Below are 15,257 nucleotides of genomic sequence, written 5' to 3' on the forward strand. Positions count from 1 at the left end.
GGGGGGCGGCCATGCCCCCCCCGTTTCATCCTTTCAACCCGCCCCAACCACCAGTCCGTGTCCTTGTTCGTGAAAAACAAATTATATTCTTAACACAATTTTAATGTTATCTTCATGCTCCTGTAACAACGAAAGCATAGGATATTTACAATGCTTCTTTGCGATTTTCATATTCACACTACCTTTTCGGACGGTTCGCTGGAGATGAGAAAGACGATCGATCTTTTCGGTCAAGCCGGTTTTGACGTCATCGCCATTACCGACCACGTCGTGAACGGCGATAACGTGATGGGCAAGTTTGCACGTCAGTTCAATCTGTCCATTCGGGACGATAATTTCGATGAATATCTATCCGCAATCCGGGCAGAGGCGGAACGGGCCGGGGAAAAATACGGCATGCTCGTGGTCCCCGGTGTGGAGATCAGCAAAAATTATATATCCAAGGATGAGTCAGCCCACCTTCTTCTTCTGGATATCAAGCAATTCGTTCCGGCCTGCATGAGTTACGACGAGATCTTTCTCGAAGCAAAGCGCCAGGATACCCTGACCGTTGCCTGTCACCCTCACCATACGCCGGACAGGGGGAACAAAGATACGCTCTATCTCTGGAACAACCGCGACCGGTACGCAAAATACATCGATGCCTGGGAGATCGCGAACCGGGACGACGTTTTCAATGTGATCAGCCTGAAGAAATATCCCTATATCGCCAACAGCGATTTTCACAAGGCGCACCACCTCTACTCGTGGAAGACCCTGCTGAACTGCGAAAAGAACGTTGAATCCGTCAAGAACTGCATTCGGCACAATAAAGGAGTCGCGATAACGCTCTTCAGGAATTGAACGATGAAAAACCACTCGATAAACATGCATCATCATACAGGAGGAGCCACATGACCATATTTGCCCTATGTGCGGCGATCTCAATGGCAGGGATCATTCTCTACCTGCTTCAGGTTGGAGCAACTCATTCACTCTTGAGAAAGAGGCCGAAATCAGACGCCCGAGCAACTATGGATTATACCCCGCCGGTATCGATCCTGAAACCCCTTAAGGGACTTGACGACAATCTTTTTGACAACCTCGAAAGCTTTTGCAGCCAGGATTATCCTGAACACGAAATTCTTTTTTGCCTCCAGGACTTCAACGATCCGGCCTACAAAGTAGCAAAAAAAGTTCGGGACAAATACCCCGACCGGGATATTTCCCTTGTCGTTGAGAGGTGCAATGTCGGACTCAATCCGAAAGTAAACAACCTCATCCCAGCCTATCGAAAAGCCCGTCATCCTTACGTGCTCATAAGCGACAGCAATGTCCTGGTGGACAGGAATTACCTGAAGGAGATCATGAGGCATACCCAGGACCCCTTGGTCGGGCTCGTCAGCAACCCCATCCATGGAGTCGGCGGACGCAGTCTCGGCGCACTCTTTGAGAACCTCCATCTCAATTCTTTCATTATGGGAAGCGTCAGCTTCCTCGACCGGTTCCTCGGAATGCCCTGCGTTATTGGAAAGTCCATGCTCATGAAGAAGAACGATCTGGAGGCGCTGGGAGGGCTCGCAGCTTTCAAAGATATCCTCGCGGAGGATTTTATCATCGGCCGGGAGATGCAGCGTGCCGGTAAAAAAGTTGTTCTGTCGAACTATCTGATCAGTAATGTCAATGAATACTGGGACATCAAACGCTTCCTGAACCGCCATACTCGATGGGGAAAGCTCCGATGGCAGATCGGCGGGATCAAATATTTTTCTGAAATTCTTGCCAATCCGGTCTTTGTCGCCGTCCTGCCGGTATTGTTCACGGGGCCGTCGCGAGAGGCTCTCTCCTTTGCTGCCATTGTCGGATTGATCAAGATCCTGGGAGATTTCGTGATGGGAAGAAGGATCTCCTCATGGTCCGGGGAACAGGGAGTGCATACGCCGTCACCGTTTACCTACTTTTTATCTCCCCTCAAGGATCTTATCATCGGCATTGTGTGGTTCGTGCCGCTCCTCAGTTCAACAATAGTCTGGCGCGGTAACCGGTATGTTATCGGGAAAGATTCACGGCTTTCGCCCTGTTCGGAGACCGGATTCAGGTCTTGGGGGTACCGGATCACACAAAACATAAGGGCCGGCGCTGCTTAAGCGGGAGGCATCTCCGTTTCAAGCAAGCTCGGCGAAGGGACGATCGTTGCTGTTTCTCTCCCGCTGGAGCCCTCCGGAAATCCACCTCACCACGGCATGCCGAAGGAATCCGTGAAGATTGATATACAGAAAACCAAACGCTGACCACACACCCGGACCGGACACGTCTTGTGGCAGTTACAAAAGCCACTTCCTAAAAAGTATCCGGTACCGTTCGGAATTATTTAACCGACAGATGATAATGTTTCATCACAATGTAACAGAATTGTAACATACTTGTAATAATTCCATGATATAATTTTGCATACTAGAGAAAACATTTAAAACAAGGAGGAATTAAAATGAAAAAAGTATTAGTATTAGCACTCACCGCTGTTCTTGCACTAGCATCCGGTGTGTATGCGGACGAGATGCTGAACGGCGCGGGGGCCACATTCCCTTACCCTGTGTATTCCGCGTGGGCGCATGAGTATAACAAGATCACCGGGATAAAACTCAACTACCAGTCCATCGGCTCAGGCGGCGGGATCAAGCAGATCACCGAACGGACAGTGGACTTCGGCGCATCGGACAAACCGCTCAAGCCGGAAGAGCTGGCCAAGGACAATCTGCTCCAGTTCCCGGCAGTCATCGGCGGCGTTGTTCCGGTTATCAATATCCCCGGGATAAAGGCCGGAGAATTGAGACTCGATTCAGACGCAGTTTGCAAGATCTACCTGGGCGAGATCAAAAACTGGAACGATCCGAAGATCAAAGAGATGAATCCTAAGCTCAACCTCCCGGCCAGTGAGATCACCGTGGTCCACCGCTCCGACGGGTCCGGTACGACGGCGATCTTCACGGATTATTTAAGCGATGTGTGCCCTGCCTGGAAGGAAAAGGTCGGCGCCGGAACCTCGGTAAGCTGGCCCGCAGGCATCGGCGGCAAGGGGAACGAAGGTGTGGCCAACTACGTACAGCAGCAGAAGAACTCGATCGGGTACGTGGAATTCGCCTATGCCAAGCAGAACAACCTCAGCCATGCGATCCTTAAGAACCTTGCAGGCACCTTCGTGGAACCGAGCTTTGAGAGCTTCGAGAATGCGGCCGCAACGGCCGGTTTCGATCCAACGAAGCATTTCTACCTCTGGTTGAACAATGCGCCGGGCAAGAAGGCATGGCCCATCGCAGGCGCCACGTTCATCCTTCTCGCCAAGGAGAAAAAAGATTCAAACATGAAGGTGGTAAAATTCTACGACTGGGCGTTCAAGAACGGCGACAGCAAGGCAAAGGAACTGGTCTATGTCCCCCTCCCAAAATCGCTGAAAGCCAAGGTTGAAGGTTATTGGAAGTCGAACGGCATCCAGTAATGTAGAATCTGTCACTGTTAACGCTGCATAACTTACATGCTGTCATTCCCGAGGTCCTTTATCGGGGATCTGGTTTCTCAGGCGCTCAGATTAAACACCAGATCCCCGATCACATTATTCGGGGATGACGGCATTTTTTGATATGCTGTTGAGAAGCGCTGTGATATACTTATTCCATACAAGACTCGTCTAAGTTTCATCATCTCCTGCATAACAGAAAGGTCCGTTCCTTGGCCATTTCCCCCAGGAAAAATGTTTTCGATCTGTTTTTTTACTCCCTCACCGCTGTTGCGTCCGCAACCGTCATCATTTTCATCATTGGAATTCTGGTCGTGCTCTTTAAAGAGTCTTCGCTCGCGATCGGGAAGTTCGGTGTGATCGAATTTCTGACTTCGACCGCATGGAACCCCGTAAAGGGGATCTTCGGGGCCGCGACCACCATTTACGGGACCTTCGTCACAACCGCCCTCGCGCTACTCTTCGCCATTCCTACGGCAATCGGCATTGCTGTGTTCGTGACCGAGATCGCGCCGAATTTTCTAAAAGGTCCCATCGGGATCGCCATAGAACTACTGGCCGCGATCCCGAGCATCATCTACGGTATGTGGGGCTTGTTCACGCTCGCGCCTATAATGTCGAAGTACGTTGAACCGGCGCTCCAAAGCACGGTAGGAAAACTGCCCGTTGTCGGCATGCTGTTTAAAGGTACACCCATGGGCATCGACCTCCTGACAGCGAGCATTATCCTGGCCATCATGATTATTCCCTTCACCGCCAGCATATCCCGCGATGCGTTCAATCTCACACCTTCGGTGGTCAAGGAGTCCGCCTATGCCATCGGGGCAACAAAATGGGAAGTGGTCAAGAACGTGGTTCTCCCCTACTCCAAGCTCGGCGTGTTCGGAGGAGTGGCCCTGTCCCTCGGCCGGGCTTTGGGCGAAACCATGGCCGTTGCCTTTGTGCTCGGGAACAATCACAGGATCGCCACATCGCTCTTTGACGCGGCATCGACCATCACGGTGAGCCTCGCGAATGAATTCACGGAAGCCGACAGCGACCTCTACCTCTCGTCGCTCTACTACCTTGCGCTCGTGCTGTTCGTGATGAGCTTTATCATCCTGGCAATCGCGAAGTTCTTCCTGCTGAAGGCTGAGAGGAAGTATTCACGATGAAAGGGATATATTTTCCGCAGATTACACAGATTGCATCACGCCTTGGCGTGACGTCCATCGGCGAAATCTGCGGATGAGTTTTTCCATAATTCAATCATTATGACCACAGAACAAAAACGTAAAATAGAAGGGGTAATCGCCCTTTCGTTGAGCGGACTCGCGGCTGCCATCGGTCTCTTCTGGCTCGTGTATATCCTGACCGATGTCCTTATCCACGGCATCGGCTCCCTTACGATCGGTCTTTTCTTCAATGACCCCGCACCCGCGGGCGAAGAAGGGGGCGGGCTCAGGAATGCGTTTGTCGGACAATTGATGATAACAGCGTTCTCGGTCCTGATCGGAGTGCCGGTCGGGGTCCTGGGAGGGACATTTCTTGCCGAGTACGCGCGGGGCAAAAAGATCGCACGGATCATCAGCATTCTTTCGGATATCATGGTGAGTGTTCCTTCCATCGTCGTCGGCGCTTTTGTGTATGCGATCATGGTCCGGCCGCTCCATCACTTCAGCGGATGGGCCGGCGCTTTCGCGCTCTCGATCATTATGATCCCCGTGGTTCTCCGTACGACCGAGGACATGCTGTCCCTTGTCCCCTGGACCATCCGGGAAGCGGCCTTTGCCCTCGGGGCACCCTATTACAAGGTGATCATTCAGGTCGTCTATCGAGCGGCAGCCACAGGCATTTTCACGGGGATACTTCTGTCGATCGCCCGCATTGCCGGAGAAACAGCCCCCCTGCTGTTCACCTCCTTTAACAACAACTTCCATTCAACAAATATGAACGGCCCCATGGCGTCGCTGACGGTGACGATTTTCCAGTATGCCATGGGACCCTATAAAAGCTGGCATTCTCAGGCATGGGGCGCGGCGTTCGTGATTACGCTGTTCATTCTCGCTCTCACGATCGCAGGCAGATTAATCATCAGCTGGAGGTATAAACGTTGACGGCACAGATCGAGTTCGAGGTCAAGGACCTGGATTTTTTTTACAACGGGATCGTGCAGGCCCTGAATGGAATATCGCTGCCAATCCATAAGAATCAGGTCACCGCTTTGATCGGCCCGTCGGGATGCGGCAAAACAACGCTGCTCCGATGTTTCAACCGCATGCACGACCTCTACCCGAAACACCGGTATGAAGGGGAGATCGTTTTTCAGGGGAAGAACATCCTGGCGGACAACATCGATCTGATCAATCTCAGAAGCAGGATCGGCATGGTGTTCCAAAAACCCACCCCGTTTCCCATGTCCATCGCCGAAAATATCGCCTACGGGCTGCGGCTGAAGGGGATCAAGAACAAGTCCGAGCTCACCGGCCGCATCGAGGAGGCACTCAAGAACGCCGCCCTCTGGGGCGAGGTACGGGATAAATTGAACGCCAGCGCCTATGATCTTTCAGGCGGCCAACAGCAGCGGCTGGTGATCGCGCGCGCGCTGGCCGTTGAACCCGAGGTGCTCCTCTTCGACGAGCCGACCTCGGCCCTTGACCCCATCTCGACGGCAAAGATCGAAGAGCTTGTCGCAAGCCTGAAGAAGAACATTACCATTATCATCGTCACCCACAACATGCAGCAGGCGGCCCGGGTGTCGGACATGACGGGGTTCCTCTACCTGGGCGAGCTCATAGAATTCGGCGCCACGGAAAAGATCTTCACGAATCCCGACAAGAAACAGACCGATGATTACATTACGGGAAGGTTTGGGTAATAACATTGCGGAATGCGGATTTCGGAATGCGGAATAAGAGCTGGCTTAATCTTTCGCCTTTCTATCCGCAATCTGAAATCCGAAATTGAGATAAGGAGAAAACAATGTCCAGTCAGAAAGAACAGGAACTCGAAAAACTCAAGGAACGGATACTCGCAATGGGAGGGTTAGTCGAGGACTCAATCCGAAAATCCGTCAAGGCCCTCGTTGAGCGGGATCCGGCCCTTGCGATCAAGGTGATGGAAGGAGACGCCATTGTCAACAACTTCGATGTTGAGATCGAGGAGGAGTGCATCAAATTCATCGCCCTCTGGCAGCCCACAGGCAGCAACCTCCGGTTCGTGACCACAGCCATCAAGATCATAACCGACCTTGAGCGCATGGGCGACCTTGCCGTGGACATATGCGAACGCGCCGTGGAACTGCTCGAAGAGCCGCCGCTCAAACCCTACATCGACATCCCGCGCATGGCCGAGGCATCACAGAAAATGCTCAAGGACAGCCTCGATGCCTTTGTGGCCGGGGATGCGGACCTTGCCATGACCGTTTGCGCTGCCGACGATTTCGTTGATAATTTGAACGTGCAGATATTCAACGAGTTGCTCGTGTATATGCTCAAGGACCCGAAAAACATATCCCGGGCCGTGCGTCTGTCCTATATTACCAAGTACCTGGAGCGCGTCGGTGACCACGCCACCAACATTGCCGAGATGGTCGTGTACATGGTCAAGGGAAAGGTCATCCGTCATATGGCGTGTGAGGCGCAAAAGAAGCATGAGGGCTGACAGGTAAAAAAACCGTATCTGCTCAGGTCAAAATCTGTTAGCCGCAAAAGAACGCAAAGAACTCAAAGAAAAGCCTGAAATCATATACTTCAGTTTTAATTCTCTCTGCGATCCTGGAGCCTGCCCTCGAAATGTTTTATCGGGGGTTCTTTTGCGGCCAACCTGAATAGTTACAAAAAACCGGCCCTGCGCCCATAACCCCTTGAGTGAAAAGATAAAATGTTTGACAAACCCCACCACACAAGGTAAAATCAGCTTTCAGAAAATCCCGCATCCCGGGCCGGAACAGGGAACTCGGAATGTTCTTCCCCGGACACGCTCAAGCCCGTTTCCATGAGAAAAGAACTGCATACATGACATCAGTCTCCAAACAAACAGGCCGCCTTGAGATGCGCGACCTCATTATCCTGACTGTCCTGATCTGCCTTCTTTTTACGTTTATGCTCGGAAACCGTCCCCTGTCAGTGCCGGATGAAGGCAGGTATGTCGAGATCCCCCGGGAGATGGTGGCCTCGGGAAACTACCTTACCCCCCGCCTGAACAGCGTAAAATACTTTGAAAAACCCGTTTTTTTCTACTGGCTCGAGGCCTTTTCGATCAAACTCTTTGGGCTGAATGAATTTACGCTCCGGCTCTGGCCGGCATTGTTCGCGCTCTTTGGATGCCTTGCCGTTGCCGTTGCCGGCGCGCGCCTGTTCGGACGCAGGACCGGTCTGCTGAGTGCGGCGGTCCTTGCCACGAGCCTCCTGTACTACGGACTGAGCCGTGCGATCATCCTCGACATGCCGGTTTCTATTTTGCTCACCCTGGGGCTTCTGTCTTTTCTGATGGGCATACACGAGGCCCCGGGACTAAAGCGCCGGCTTTATTTGTGGGGTTTTTATGCCTTCGCCGCGCTGGCGGTCCTGACCAAAGGCCTGATCGGCATCATCATCCCGGGCATGGTGACCGGCGCCTGGATCCTCCTCCTGGGTGAATGGCGAATGCTCAAAACGCTGTATATTCCTTCGGGCCTTGCCCTGTTCCTGCTCATTGCCGCGCCGTGGCATATCATGGTGGGTATGGCCAACCCCGAGTTTTATCAATTCTATTTCATCCATGAACACTTCCAGCGCTTCTTGACCAAAGTACATGGCCGTTATCAGCCGTTCTGGTATTTCATGCCCATCGTACTGCTGGGGCTGTTTCCCTGGAGCGCCTTCCTCGTGCAGGCGATCAAGCACAGCGTCCCGTCGACCTGGCGGGAACGCCATGAGCACCGGGATGCGCTCTTTCTCATGCTCTGGGCAGGGCTGGTGTTTCTCTTTTTCTCGGCATCAGGCTCGAAGCTGGCGCCTTATATCCTGCCGGTCTTTCCGCCCCTGGCGCTTTTGATCGGACGTTATCTCGCAGCAGCCTGGGACAGCCGCAATTTTCCCGGCCTCCGGGCAGGATACGCGATTGTCCTGATCGCATCGCTGCTGCTTGCCGCGGCCTTCCTTGGTCTGCCGTACTACTGGCCCATACCCGCCGAGGCGCAGATGCTCGGTGTATACCGATATACCATCGCCTTCACGCTGGCCATCGGCGGCGCGGCAGCGTGGGTACTGATGAGGTATCGCGGTCTCGGGTGGGCCTTTATCGCACTGGCCATGACCTCGGCGCTTTTTCTCACTCAAGTGAACGCAGCCGCGCCCCGCGTCGATACCAAGTCGGTCAAACAGCTTGCGGTCGAGCTCAAGGCCCGTCTCAAATCCGGCAACGAAGTGGCCAGCTACCGGGAATACTATCAGGACCTCCCGGTGTACCTTGAGCAGCGAATCACGGTGGTTGACTGGGGCGGCGAGCTCAATTTCGGCAACAGCGTGGAAGATACCAAAGCGTGGATGACCGATGGCGACACGTTCTGGAAACGCTGGCAGGGACCGGCGACGATGTATTTGCTTACCCCGATCGAGGACTACGAAGCCCTGAAGCAATCATCGCCGGATCTTCCGTTGTTCCCGATCGCCCGGAACAACAGGAATATCGTGTTGTCCAATAGAGAGGTCAAGCCATGAGCTATTTCCCCCTGATCATGCTGGGCGTGCTGCTGAACGCCGCTGCGCAGTTATTCCTCAAGGAGGGAATGCGCCGGATCGGCCACTTCGAGTTCGTCTGGGCCAACATCGTGCCCATCACCATGCAGGTGGCGGGAAATATCTTCGTCCTGGGCGGCCTGCTCTGCTACGTCATCAGCGTCGCGGTCTGGCTCCTGGTCCTGTCGCGGGTCGAGGTGAGCTTCGCCTATCCCCTGCTCTCCGTGGGATATATCGTGAACGCCGTGGCGGGGTACTACCTGTTTCAGGAAAATCTTTCGATGACCCGCATCACGGGGATACTGATCATTTGTGTGGGCGTGTATTTTGTGACGAAGAGCTGAAGATAGCTATAAACAATTTTCACCACAGAGGGCACAGAGAGGCAATCACATGCCGTCATTCCCGAGGCCTTTTAAGCCTGCCCCGGTACGTTTTTAAGCCGGGGGGAATATGGCGTTGTAGTTTGGCAAGAATATAAAACCAGATCCCCGATTGAAACGTTCGGGGATGACAAATTGAAAAAGGAACTCTATGTCCAACAATCCAAACGAAGACTTCCTTCCCTTCTCACGGCCGTCCATCAGCGAGGCTGCCATTGACGAGGTCGTGACCTGCCTGAAATCCGGCTGGATCACCACCGGTCCGCGGGTCAAGCAGTTCGAAGAGGATCTGAAAGCTTACCTCGGCGCTCCGCATGTGCTTGCCCTCACCTCTGCCACGGCAGGCCTGCACCTCGTGCTCGTCGCGCTTCGTATGAAACCCGGCGACGAGGTAATCACCACTCCCATGACCTTCGCGGCTACTTTGAATACCATCGTGCTCGCCGGCGGCAGACCCGTGCTCGTGGACGTCGAGCCCGGCACCTACAACATCGACGTGACGAAGATCGAGAAGGCCATCACAAAACGAACCCGCGCCATTATGCCGGTGCATTTTGCGGGGCTGCCTGTTGACCTTGACCCGCTGTACGACATTGCGAAAAAACACAACCTGCGGGTGATCGAGGACGCGGCGCACGCCATCGGCACGGAGTATAAGGGTGGGCGCATCGGCAGCTTCGGCGACGTCCAGGTCTTCAGCTTTCATCCCAACAAGAATATGACCACCGGAGAAGGCGGATGCATTGCAACGCGGGATGAGAAGCTTGCCTCGGACGTTGCGCTGCTTCGATTCCACGGCATGGACCGCGAGGCTTGGAACCGCTTCGGCAAAAAAGGCACCCAGCACTACGAGATCATAACACCGGGATACAAGTACAACATGATGGATATCCAGGCCGCGCTCGGACTGCACCAGCTCAAACAGCTCGATGGTTTTATCAAGCGCCGCACCGCGATCGCCCTGCGCTATCAGCAGGTCCTTGCGGACTGGCCTGAGTGGACGCTCACCAGGGCGCCCTCGTATCAGCATCTTCATGCATGGCACCTTTACGCGCCGCTCATCAACCCCGATGCGGCGAAGATGGACCGCGACGCCTTCATGCAGGGCATGAAAGAACGCAATATCGGCACCGGTCTGCACTACCGGGCGGTGCACCTCTATCCTTACTATCGTGAGCACTTTGGCTTCAAGCGCGGAGATTTCCCGAATGCAGAATCCATTTCAGACCGCATCGTGAGTTTGCCGCTCTTCCCTGCCATGACCGATGCGGACCAGGACCGGGTGATCGCTGCGATGACCGACCTGTTCAAGAGGAAACGATCATGAGCAAACCCTACGTAAGCATCGTGATACCGGTTTATAACGAGGAGGCGAATCTCGAAGCCCTCTTCTCGCGTCTTATGGCGGTGATGGACAGGATCGGGAAGCCCTTTGAGGTGTTGTTCACGAACGACGGCAGCCGTGACCGCTCCGGCGCGATACTGAAGGAATTCCACGAACGCCGTCCCAACGAGGTGCGCGTCATCGAATTCAACGGCAATTTCGGCCAGCATATGGCCATCATGGCGGCCTTCGAGCGCGTACGCGGCGACGTTATCGTGACCCTGGACGCGGACCTCCAGAACCCGCCCGAAGAGATCCCCAAACTGCTCTCCGCGATCGAGGAAGGACACGATGCGGTAGGTGGCTATCGCAGGGACCGGCAGGACTCCGTCTTCAGGAAGTTTGCCTCAAAGATAATCAACGCTATCCGCGCAAAGGTAACGAACATCCGCATGCGCGATCAGGGGTGCATGCTGCGCGCCTACCGTAAGAACATCATCGAGAGCATCGTTGCAAGCGGCGAGACCTCGACCTTCATCCCCGCCCTCGCGTACAGCTTTGCTGCCAGCCCCGCCGAGGTGGAAGTCGAACACGCGGCGCGCTCCGCCGGAGAATCAAAGTACCGCCTCTATGATCTGATCCGTTTGAACTTCGATCTCATGACCGGGTTCTCCGTCGTACCGCTCCAGGTATTCACCCTTTTCGGCATGGTCGTCTCCGCCTTCAGTCTCCTGTTCGTGGTTTTCCTTTTTATCCGGCGCATTATCGTCGGCCCCGAGGCCGAGGGGTTGTTCACCCTCTTCGCGATCCTCTACTTCCTCGTGGGAATCGGTATTATGGGTCTCGGTATCATCGGCGAATACATCGGCCGTATCTATAAGGAAGTGAGGCGCAGACCGCGGTTCGTGATCCGCAAGGTCTACGAAATAAAATGATGAGTAAACCCGCCATTCTTGTTTTTGCATACCATGACGTCGGCTATGAATGCCTCGATGCCCTGATCCAGAACGACGAGTACATTCTCGCCGTCATCACCCACAAAGACGACCCGGAGGAAGAGATCTGGTTCCGGTCCGTGGCGGCCCTCGCGAGGAAGTACGATATCCCCGTGCATTCACCTGAATCGGTGTACACGTCCGACTGGATCGAGCGGATACGTTCCTGGACTCCGGACCTCATTCTCTCGTTTTACTACCGGAACATGATCCACGAGGACATCCTGAGCATACCGCGTCTCGGCGCGTTTAACATGCACGGCTCGCTCCTGCCGAAATACCGCGGTCGCGCGCCGATCAATTGGGCTATCCTGAACGGAGAACGGTCTACGGGCGTGACCTTGCATCACATGGTCAAACAAGCCGACGCCGGGGACATCGTGGACCAGGAAGCGGTGCCCATCGGTCCGGAGGACACTGCCCGGGATGTGTTCGGCAAATGCGTCAAGGCCGCGCGTCTTGTGATTGAACGCCAAATCGGGCCGTTGACTTCGGGAACAGCGCAGCGCCGTACGCAGGATGAGTCGCAGGCGACCAAGTTCGTCGGCAGAAAACCGGAAGACGGTCGCATCGACTGGACCCGGAGCGCGGACGAGATATATAATCTGGTCCGTGCCGTCACCCAACCCTATCCCGGAGCGTTCACCATGGTCAACGGTAAGAAGCTCCTGATCTGGTGGGCGACCCCCCGCAAGGACGCGGGAGAGAAACCCGGGACGATCACCTCAAGTGACCCGCTCGTCATAGCGACCGGTTCAGGAAGCCTCGAGGTCGTGAATTATGAGTGGGAGAATGAGGATGAGGGTGAATTGAACGTGCGGCAGGTACTGGGCACATAGTTTCGTTGCTTCAACTTTTCCCTCCGACGTTGGGAGTGGACCGACGGGAGGGTGATCGTCAGCCGAAACCCACCCTCACCTATCCTCCCTTGTCAAGAAGGAGGCAGCCAACTAATGCAAATGCATAAATTATTGTTACCTGTAGGGCAAGGCTTTAGCCTTGCTTTAAGCAACCCTGAAGGGTTGCCCTACAAATGATATAACAACAATTATTTCGTTTGCTATAATTAACGTGAACAGAAATGGAGCACATTATGAGCCTCAAAATATTGATCCTCGGTGTAAATGGATTTATCGGAAGCAGCCTGACCGAATATATCCTGAAAAACAGGGGCTGGGAAATCTATGGCATGGACATGGGTACTGACAAGCTCGACCAGTGCCTGGGGCATGATCGATTTCATTTCGTCGAGGGCGATATCACCATCAACAAGGAATGGATCGAATATCACGTCAAAAAATGTGACGTGGTTCTGCCTCTCGTAGCCATAGCCACCCCGGCCACCTATGTGATCGATCCTCTTCGCGTGTTCGAGCTGGATTTCGAAGCGAATCTCGATATCGTGCGTAAATGCGTACGCTATAAAAAGCGGGTGCTCTTTCCGTCCACTTCGGAGGTATACGGCATGTGCGCGGATCCGGCATTCGACGAGAATACTTCAAACCTCGTTCTCGGCCCCATCAACAAGCAGCGATGGATCTACTCCTGCTCCAAGCAGCTCCTGGACCGGGTAATCCACGCGTACGGTATGAAAGAAGGTCTGAAGTATACCCTTTTCAGGCCCTTCAACTGGGTCGGCCCCAAGCTCGATAATATCCTGGAACCCAAGGAAGGCAGCTCACGGGTACTTACCCAGTTCATCGGCAATATCCTCCGCGGCAGGGACATACTTCTCGTGGACGGAGGAGCCCAGCGCCGGAGCTTCACCTTCATCGATGACGGTATCGACGCACTGGTCCGCATCATCGAGAACAAGGACAATGCCGCCGACAGCCGCATCTTCAATATCGGCAATCCCAGGAACGATATGTCCGTCAGGGAGCTTGCCGAAACGCTGATCGAGCTCATCAAGACCTATCCGAAATATGCGAAGCTCGCCGAGAACGTCAAGCTCGTCACGGTCACGTCCGCTGACTATTACGGCGAAGGCTACCAGGACATCCAGACCCGTGTGCCTTCCGTTAAGAACGCGGAGAAATACCTGGGCTGGAAACCGACCACGGACCTGAAGACAGCGCTCCGGAAAACGCTGGACTATCACCTCGGCAGGCCGTCAAGCGAGTTGAGCGAATAATTTTCCCCTCACCTCAATCCTCTCCCCGTAGGGGAGAGGAAGCAAAAGCATACCCTCGCCCCCCGAGGGAGAGGGCCGGGGTGAGGGGGAATCCGAACTACGATATGACCAAACCCCTTCTCGCCATCAAGATCGACGTGGACACCGACCGGGGCACGCGCATCGGCGTGCCCAATCTTTTGGACCTCTTCGACGAGTTCAACATCAAGGCCACGTTCCTCTTCTCGCTCGGCCCCGACAACACCGGCCGCGCGATCAAGCGCATCTTTCGGCCCGGGTTCCTGAGCAAGGTCAGCCGCACCAGCGTGGTTTCCACCTACGGCATCCGCACGCTTCTGAACGGCCTGATTCTGCCCGGCCCGCACGTCGGCAGGCGAAATGAAGGGGTGATGCGTCTTGCGCGCGACAGGGGTCATGAGGTCGGCATCCATTGCTATGATCATATTCGCTGGCAGGATGGCCTCGCGAAGATGGACCGCAACGAGGTCTACGAGGAGTTCGGCAAGGCTCGGAAGGAATTCGAGCGGATCTTCGGAAAACCGGCACAGACTGCCGGTTCGGCAGGCTGGCAGGCAAACAGTTTCAGTCTCGAGGCCTACGACGATGCACACCTGCTATATGCGAGCGATGCGCGCGGGACTCACCCATTTTCCCCGCGCGTAAATGGTGTAGTGTATAAGACACCCCAGATACCGACAACGCTTCCGACGCTGGATGAGTTACTCGGCAGACCTGAATATCCCGAGGGACGCATCATCGCACATTACCTTGCGCTCCTGATACCTGACAAGTTGAACGTACTCACGATCCACGCGGAACTCGAAGGCATGAAGAAGATCGCCCTCTTCCGCACCTTCCTGGAGCAGATCAAATCCCGGCGTATACACATCGTCAAGCTTGAAGATTACGCCCGAGACCTTATGCAGGATCCTTCCTTTATACCGGTATGCGACCTCGTTTCCTGGACGGTCGATGGAAGAAGCGGCACGCTTGCGACCCAACAATGCGGGCAATGACCGTGGATCAAACAAAGATGTACAACGTCTTGTCAGATCAGATCTTTACAGGCTGTTCGGACGGACATCCGTCGGATGCCACGGAGCTTTCTACTCTGGATAAGAAGATGCTATGCAGTTCTGAGGTAGGGCACCTTTAATAAAATAACCATCAGATCAAGTCAATAGAGGACTTGCTTGCACCCCTCAGTATCCTATCAGATGCTACCCGAG

14 protein-coding genes are annotated in these 15,257 nt (G+C 54.3%); all 14 read left to right on the forward strand.

All coding sequences use genetic code 11. The features are described 5' to 3' along the window. Positions 1–150: 150 nt before the first annotated feature. The 14 genes from M0R70_03275 to M0R70_03340 all read left to right on the forward strand — a co-directional run bounded on the left by M0R70_03275 (position 151) and on the right by M0R70_03340 (position 15,044). Positions 151–843: a PHP domain-containing protein gene (locus tag M0R70_03275; GenBank protein ID MCK9418383.1), complete on the forward strand. Its 693-nt coding sequence runs from the start codon at positions 151–153 to the stop codon at positions 841–843. A 50-nt stretch (positions 844–893) separates the two neighbouring features. Continuing rightward, positions 894–2,126, forward strand: coding sequence for a ceramide glucosyltransferase (locus M0R70_03280; protein ID MCK9418384.1), 1,233 nt, complete (start codon positions 894–896; stop codon positions 2,124–2,126). Between the two features lie 341 nt (positions 2,127–2,467). Next, on the forward strand, positions 2,468–3,475 hold the full coding sequence (pstS, locus tag M0R70_03285) for a phosphate ABC transporter substrate-binding protein PstS (protein ID MCK9418385.1): 1,008 nt from the start codon (positions 2,468–2,470) through the stop codon (positions 3,473–3,475). A gap of 230 nt (positions 3,476–3,705) precedes the next feature. Then, on the forward strand, positions 3,706–4,647 hold the full coding sequence (pstC, locus tag M0R70_03290; GenBank protein ID MCK9418386.1) for a phosphate ABC transporter permease subunit PstC: 942 nt from the start codon (positions 3,706–3,708) through the stop codon (positions 4,645–4,647). A 99-nt stretch (positions 4,648–4,746) separates the two neighbouring features. Further along, on the forward strand, positions 4,747–5,589 hold the full coding sequence (pstA, locus tag M0R70_03295; protein MCK9418387.1) for a phosphate ABC transporter permease PstA: 843 nt from the start codon (positions 4,747–4,749) through the stop codon (positions 5,587–5,589). Continuing rightward, entirely contained in the window at positions 5,586–6,350 is a 765-nt protein-coding gene (pstB, locus tag M0R70_03300) for a phosphate ABC transporter ATP-binding protein PstB (protein MCK9418388.1), read from the forward strand. Before pstA ends, pstB begins: the two co-directional genes overlap by 4 nt. 104 nt (positions 6,351–6,454) lie before the next feature. Continuing rightward, positions 6,455–7,135, forward strand: coding sequence for a phosphate signaling complex protein PhoU (gene phoU / locus M0R70_03305; GenBank protein MCK9418389.1), 681 nt, complete (start codon positions 6,455–6,457; stop codon positions 7,133–7,135). Positions 7,136–7,488: 353 nt separating this feature from the next. Further along, the gene (locus M0R70_03310) at positions 7,489–9,174 is read left to right on the forward strand and encodes a glycosyltransferase family 39 protein (GenBank protein MCK9418390.1); all 1,686 of its coding nucleotides are present in this window, start codon (positions 7,489–7,491) and stop codon (positions 9,172–9,174) included. After that, a complete protein-coding gene (locus tag M0R70_03315; protein MCK9418391.1) occupies positions 9,171–9,536 on the forward strand; it encodes an SMR family transporter in 366 nt (121 codons plus the stop codon). Before M0R70_03310 ends, M0R70_03315 begins: the two co-directional genes overlap by 4 nt. A 190-nt stretch (positions 9,537–9,726) precedes the next feature. Then, positions 9,727–10,902, forward strand: coding sequence for a DegT/DnrJ/EryC1/StrS aminotransferase family protein (locus M0R70_03320; GenBank protein MCK9418392.1), 1,176 nt, complete (start codon positions 9,727–9,729; stop codon positions 10,900–10,902). Then, positions 10,899–11,834, forward strand: a complete 936-nt coding sequence (locus M0R70_03325; GenBank protein MCK9418393.1) for a glycosyltransferase — start codon at positions 10,899–10,901, stop codon at positions 11,832–11,834. Before M0R70_03320 ends, M0R70_03325 begins: the two co-directional genes overlap by 4 nt. Beyond that, a complete protein-coding gene (locus M0R70_03330; protein ID MCK9418394.1) occupies positions 11,831–12,733 on the forward strand; it encodes a formyltransferase in 903 nt (300 codons plus the stop codon). Before M0R70_03325 ends, M0R70_03330 begins: the two co-directional genes overlap by 4 nt. Before the next feature lie 254 nt (positions 12,734–12,987). Beyond that, positions 12,988–14,028 carry a bifunctional UDP-4-keto-pentose/UDP-xylose synthase gene (locus tag M0R70_03335; GenBank protein ID MCK9418395.1) on the forward strand — a complete coding sequence of 347 codons (1,041 nt, stop codon included), beginning with the start codon at positions 12,988–12,990 and terminating at the stop codon, positions 14,026–14,028. A 104-nt stretch (positions 14,029–14,132) separates the two neighbouring features. After that, positions 14,133–15,044 carry a polysaccharide deacetylase family protein gene (locus M0R70_03340; protein ID MCK9418396.1) on the forward strand — a complete coding sequence of 304 codons (912 nt, stop codon included), beginning with the start codon at positions 14,133–14,135 and terminating at the stop codon, positions 15,042–15,044. Positions 15,045–15,257 lie beyond the last annotated feature (213 nt).

It is taken from the genome of Nitrospirota bacterium (assembly GCA_023229435.1).
Taxonomy (GTDB): domain Bacteria; phylum Nitrospirota; class UBA9217; order UBA9217; family UBA9217; genus JALNZF01.

Coding starts and splice junctions, on each gene's coding strand:
- M0R70_03275 (MCK9418383.1), top strand. CDS start 151: ATGCTTCTTTGCGATTTTCATATTCACACTACCTTTTCGGACGGTTCG.
- M0R70_03280 (MCK9418384.1), top strand. CDS start 894: ATGACCATATTTGCCCTATGTGCGGCGATCTCAATGGCAGGGATCATT.
- pstS (MCK9418385.1), top strand. CDS start 2,468: ATGAAAAAAGTATTAGTATTAGCACTCACCGCTGTTCTTGCACTAGCA.
- pstA (MCK9418387.1), top strand. CDS start 4,747: ATGACCACAGAACAAAAACGTAAAATAGAAGGGGTAATCGCCCTTTCG.
- phoU (MCK9418389.1), top strand. CDS start 6,455: ATGTCCAGTCAGAAAGAACAGGAACTCGAAAAACTCAAGGAACGGATA.
- M0R70_03310 (MCK9418390.1), top strand. CDS start 7,489: ATGACATCAGTCTCCAAACAAACAGGCCGCCTTGAGATGCGCGACCTC.
- M0R70_03315 (MCK9418391.1), top strand. CDS start 9,171: ATGAGCTATTTCCCCCTGATCATGCTGGGCGTGCTGCTGAACGCCGCT.
- M0R70_03320 (MCK9418392.1), top strand. CDS start 9,727: ATGTCCAACAATCCAAACGAAGACTTCCTTCCCTTCTCACGGCCGTCC.
- M0R70_03325 (MCK9418393.1), top strand. CDS start 10,899: ATGAGCAAACCCTACGTAAGCATCGTGATACCGGTTTATAACGAGGAG.
- M0R70_03330 (MCK9418394.1), top strand. CDS start 11,831: ATGATGAGTAAACCCGCCATTCTTGTTTTTGCATACCATGACGTCGGC.
- M0R70_03335 (MCK9418395.1), top strand. CDS start 12,988: ATGAGCCTCAAAATATTGATCCTCGGTGTAAATGGATTTATCGGAAGC.
- M0R70_03340 (MCK9418396.1), top strand. CDS start 14,133: ATGACCAAACCCCTTCTCGCCATCAAGATCGACGTGGACACCGACCGG.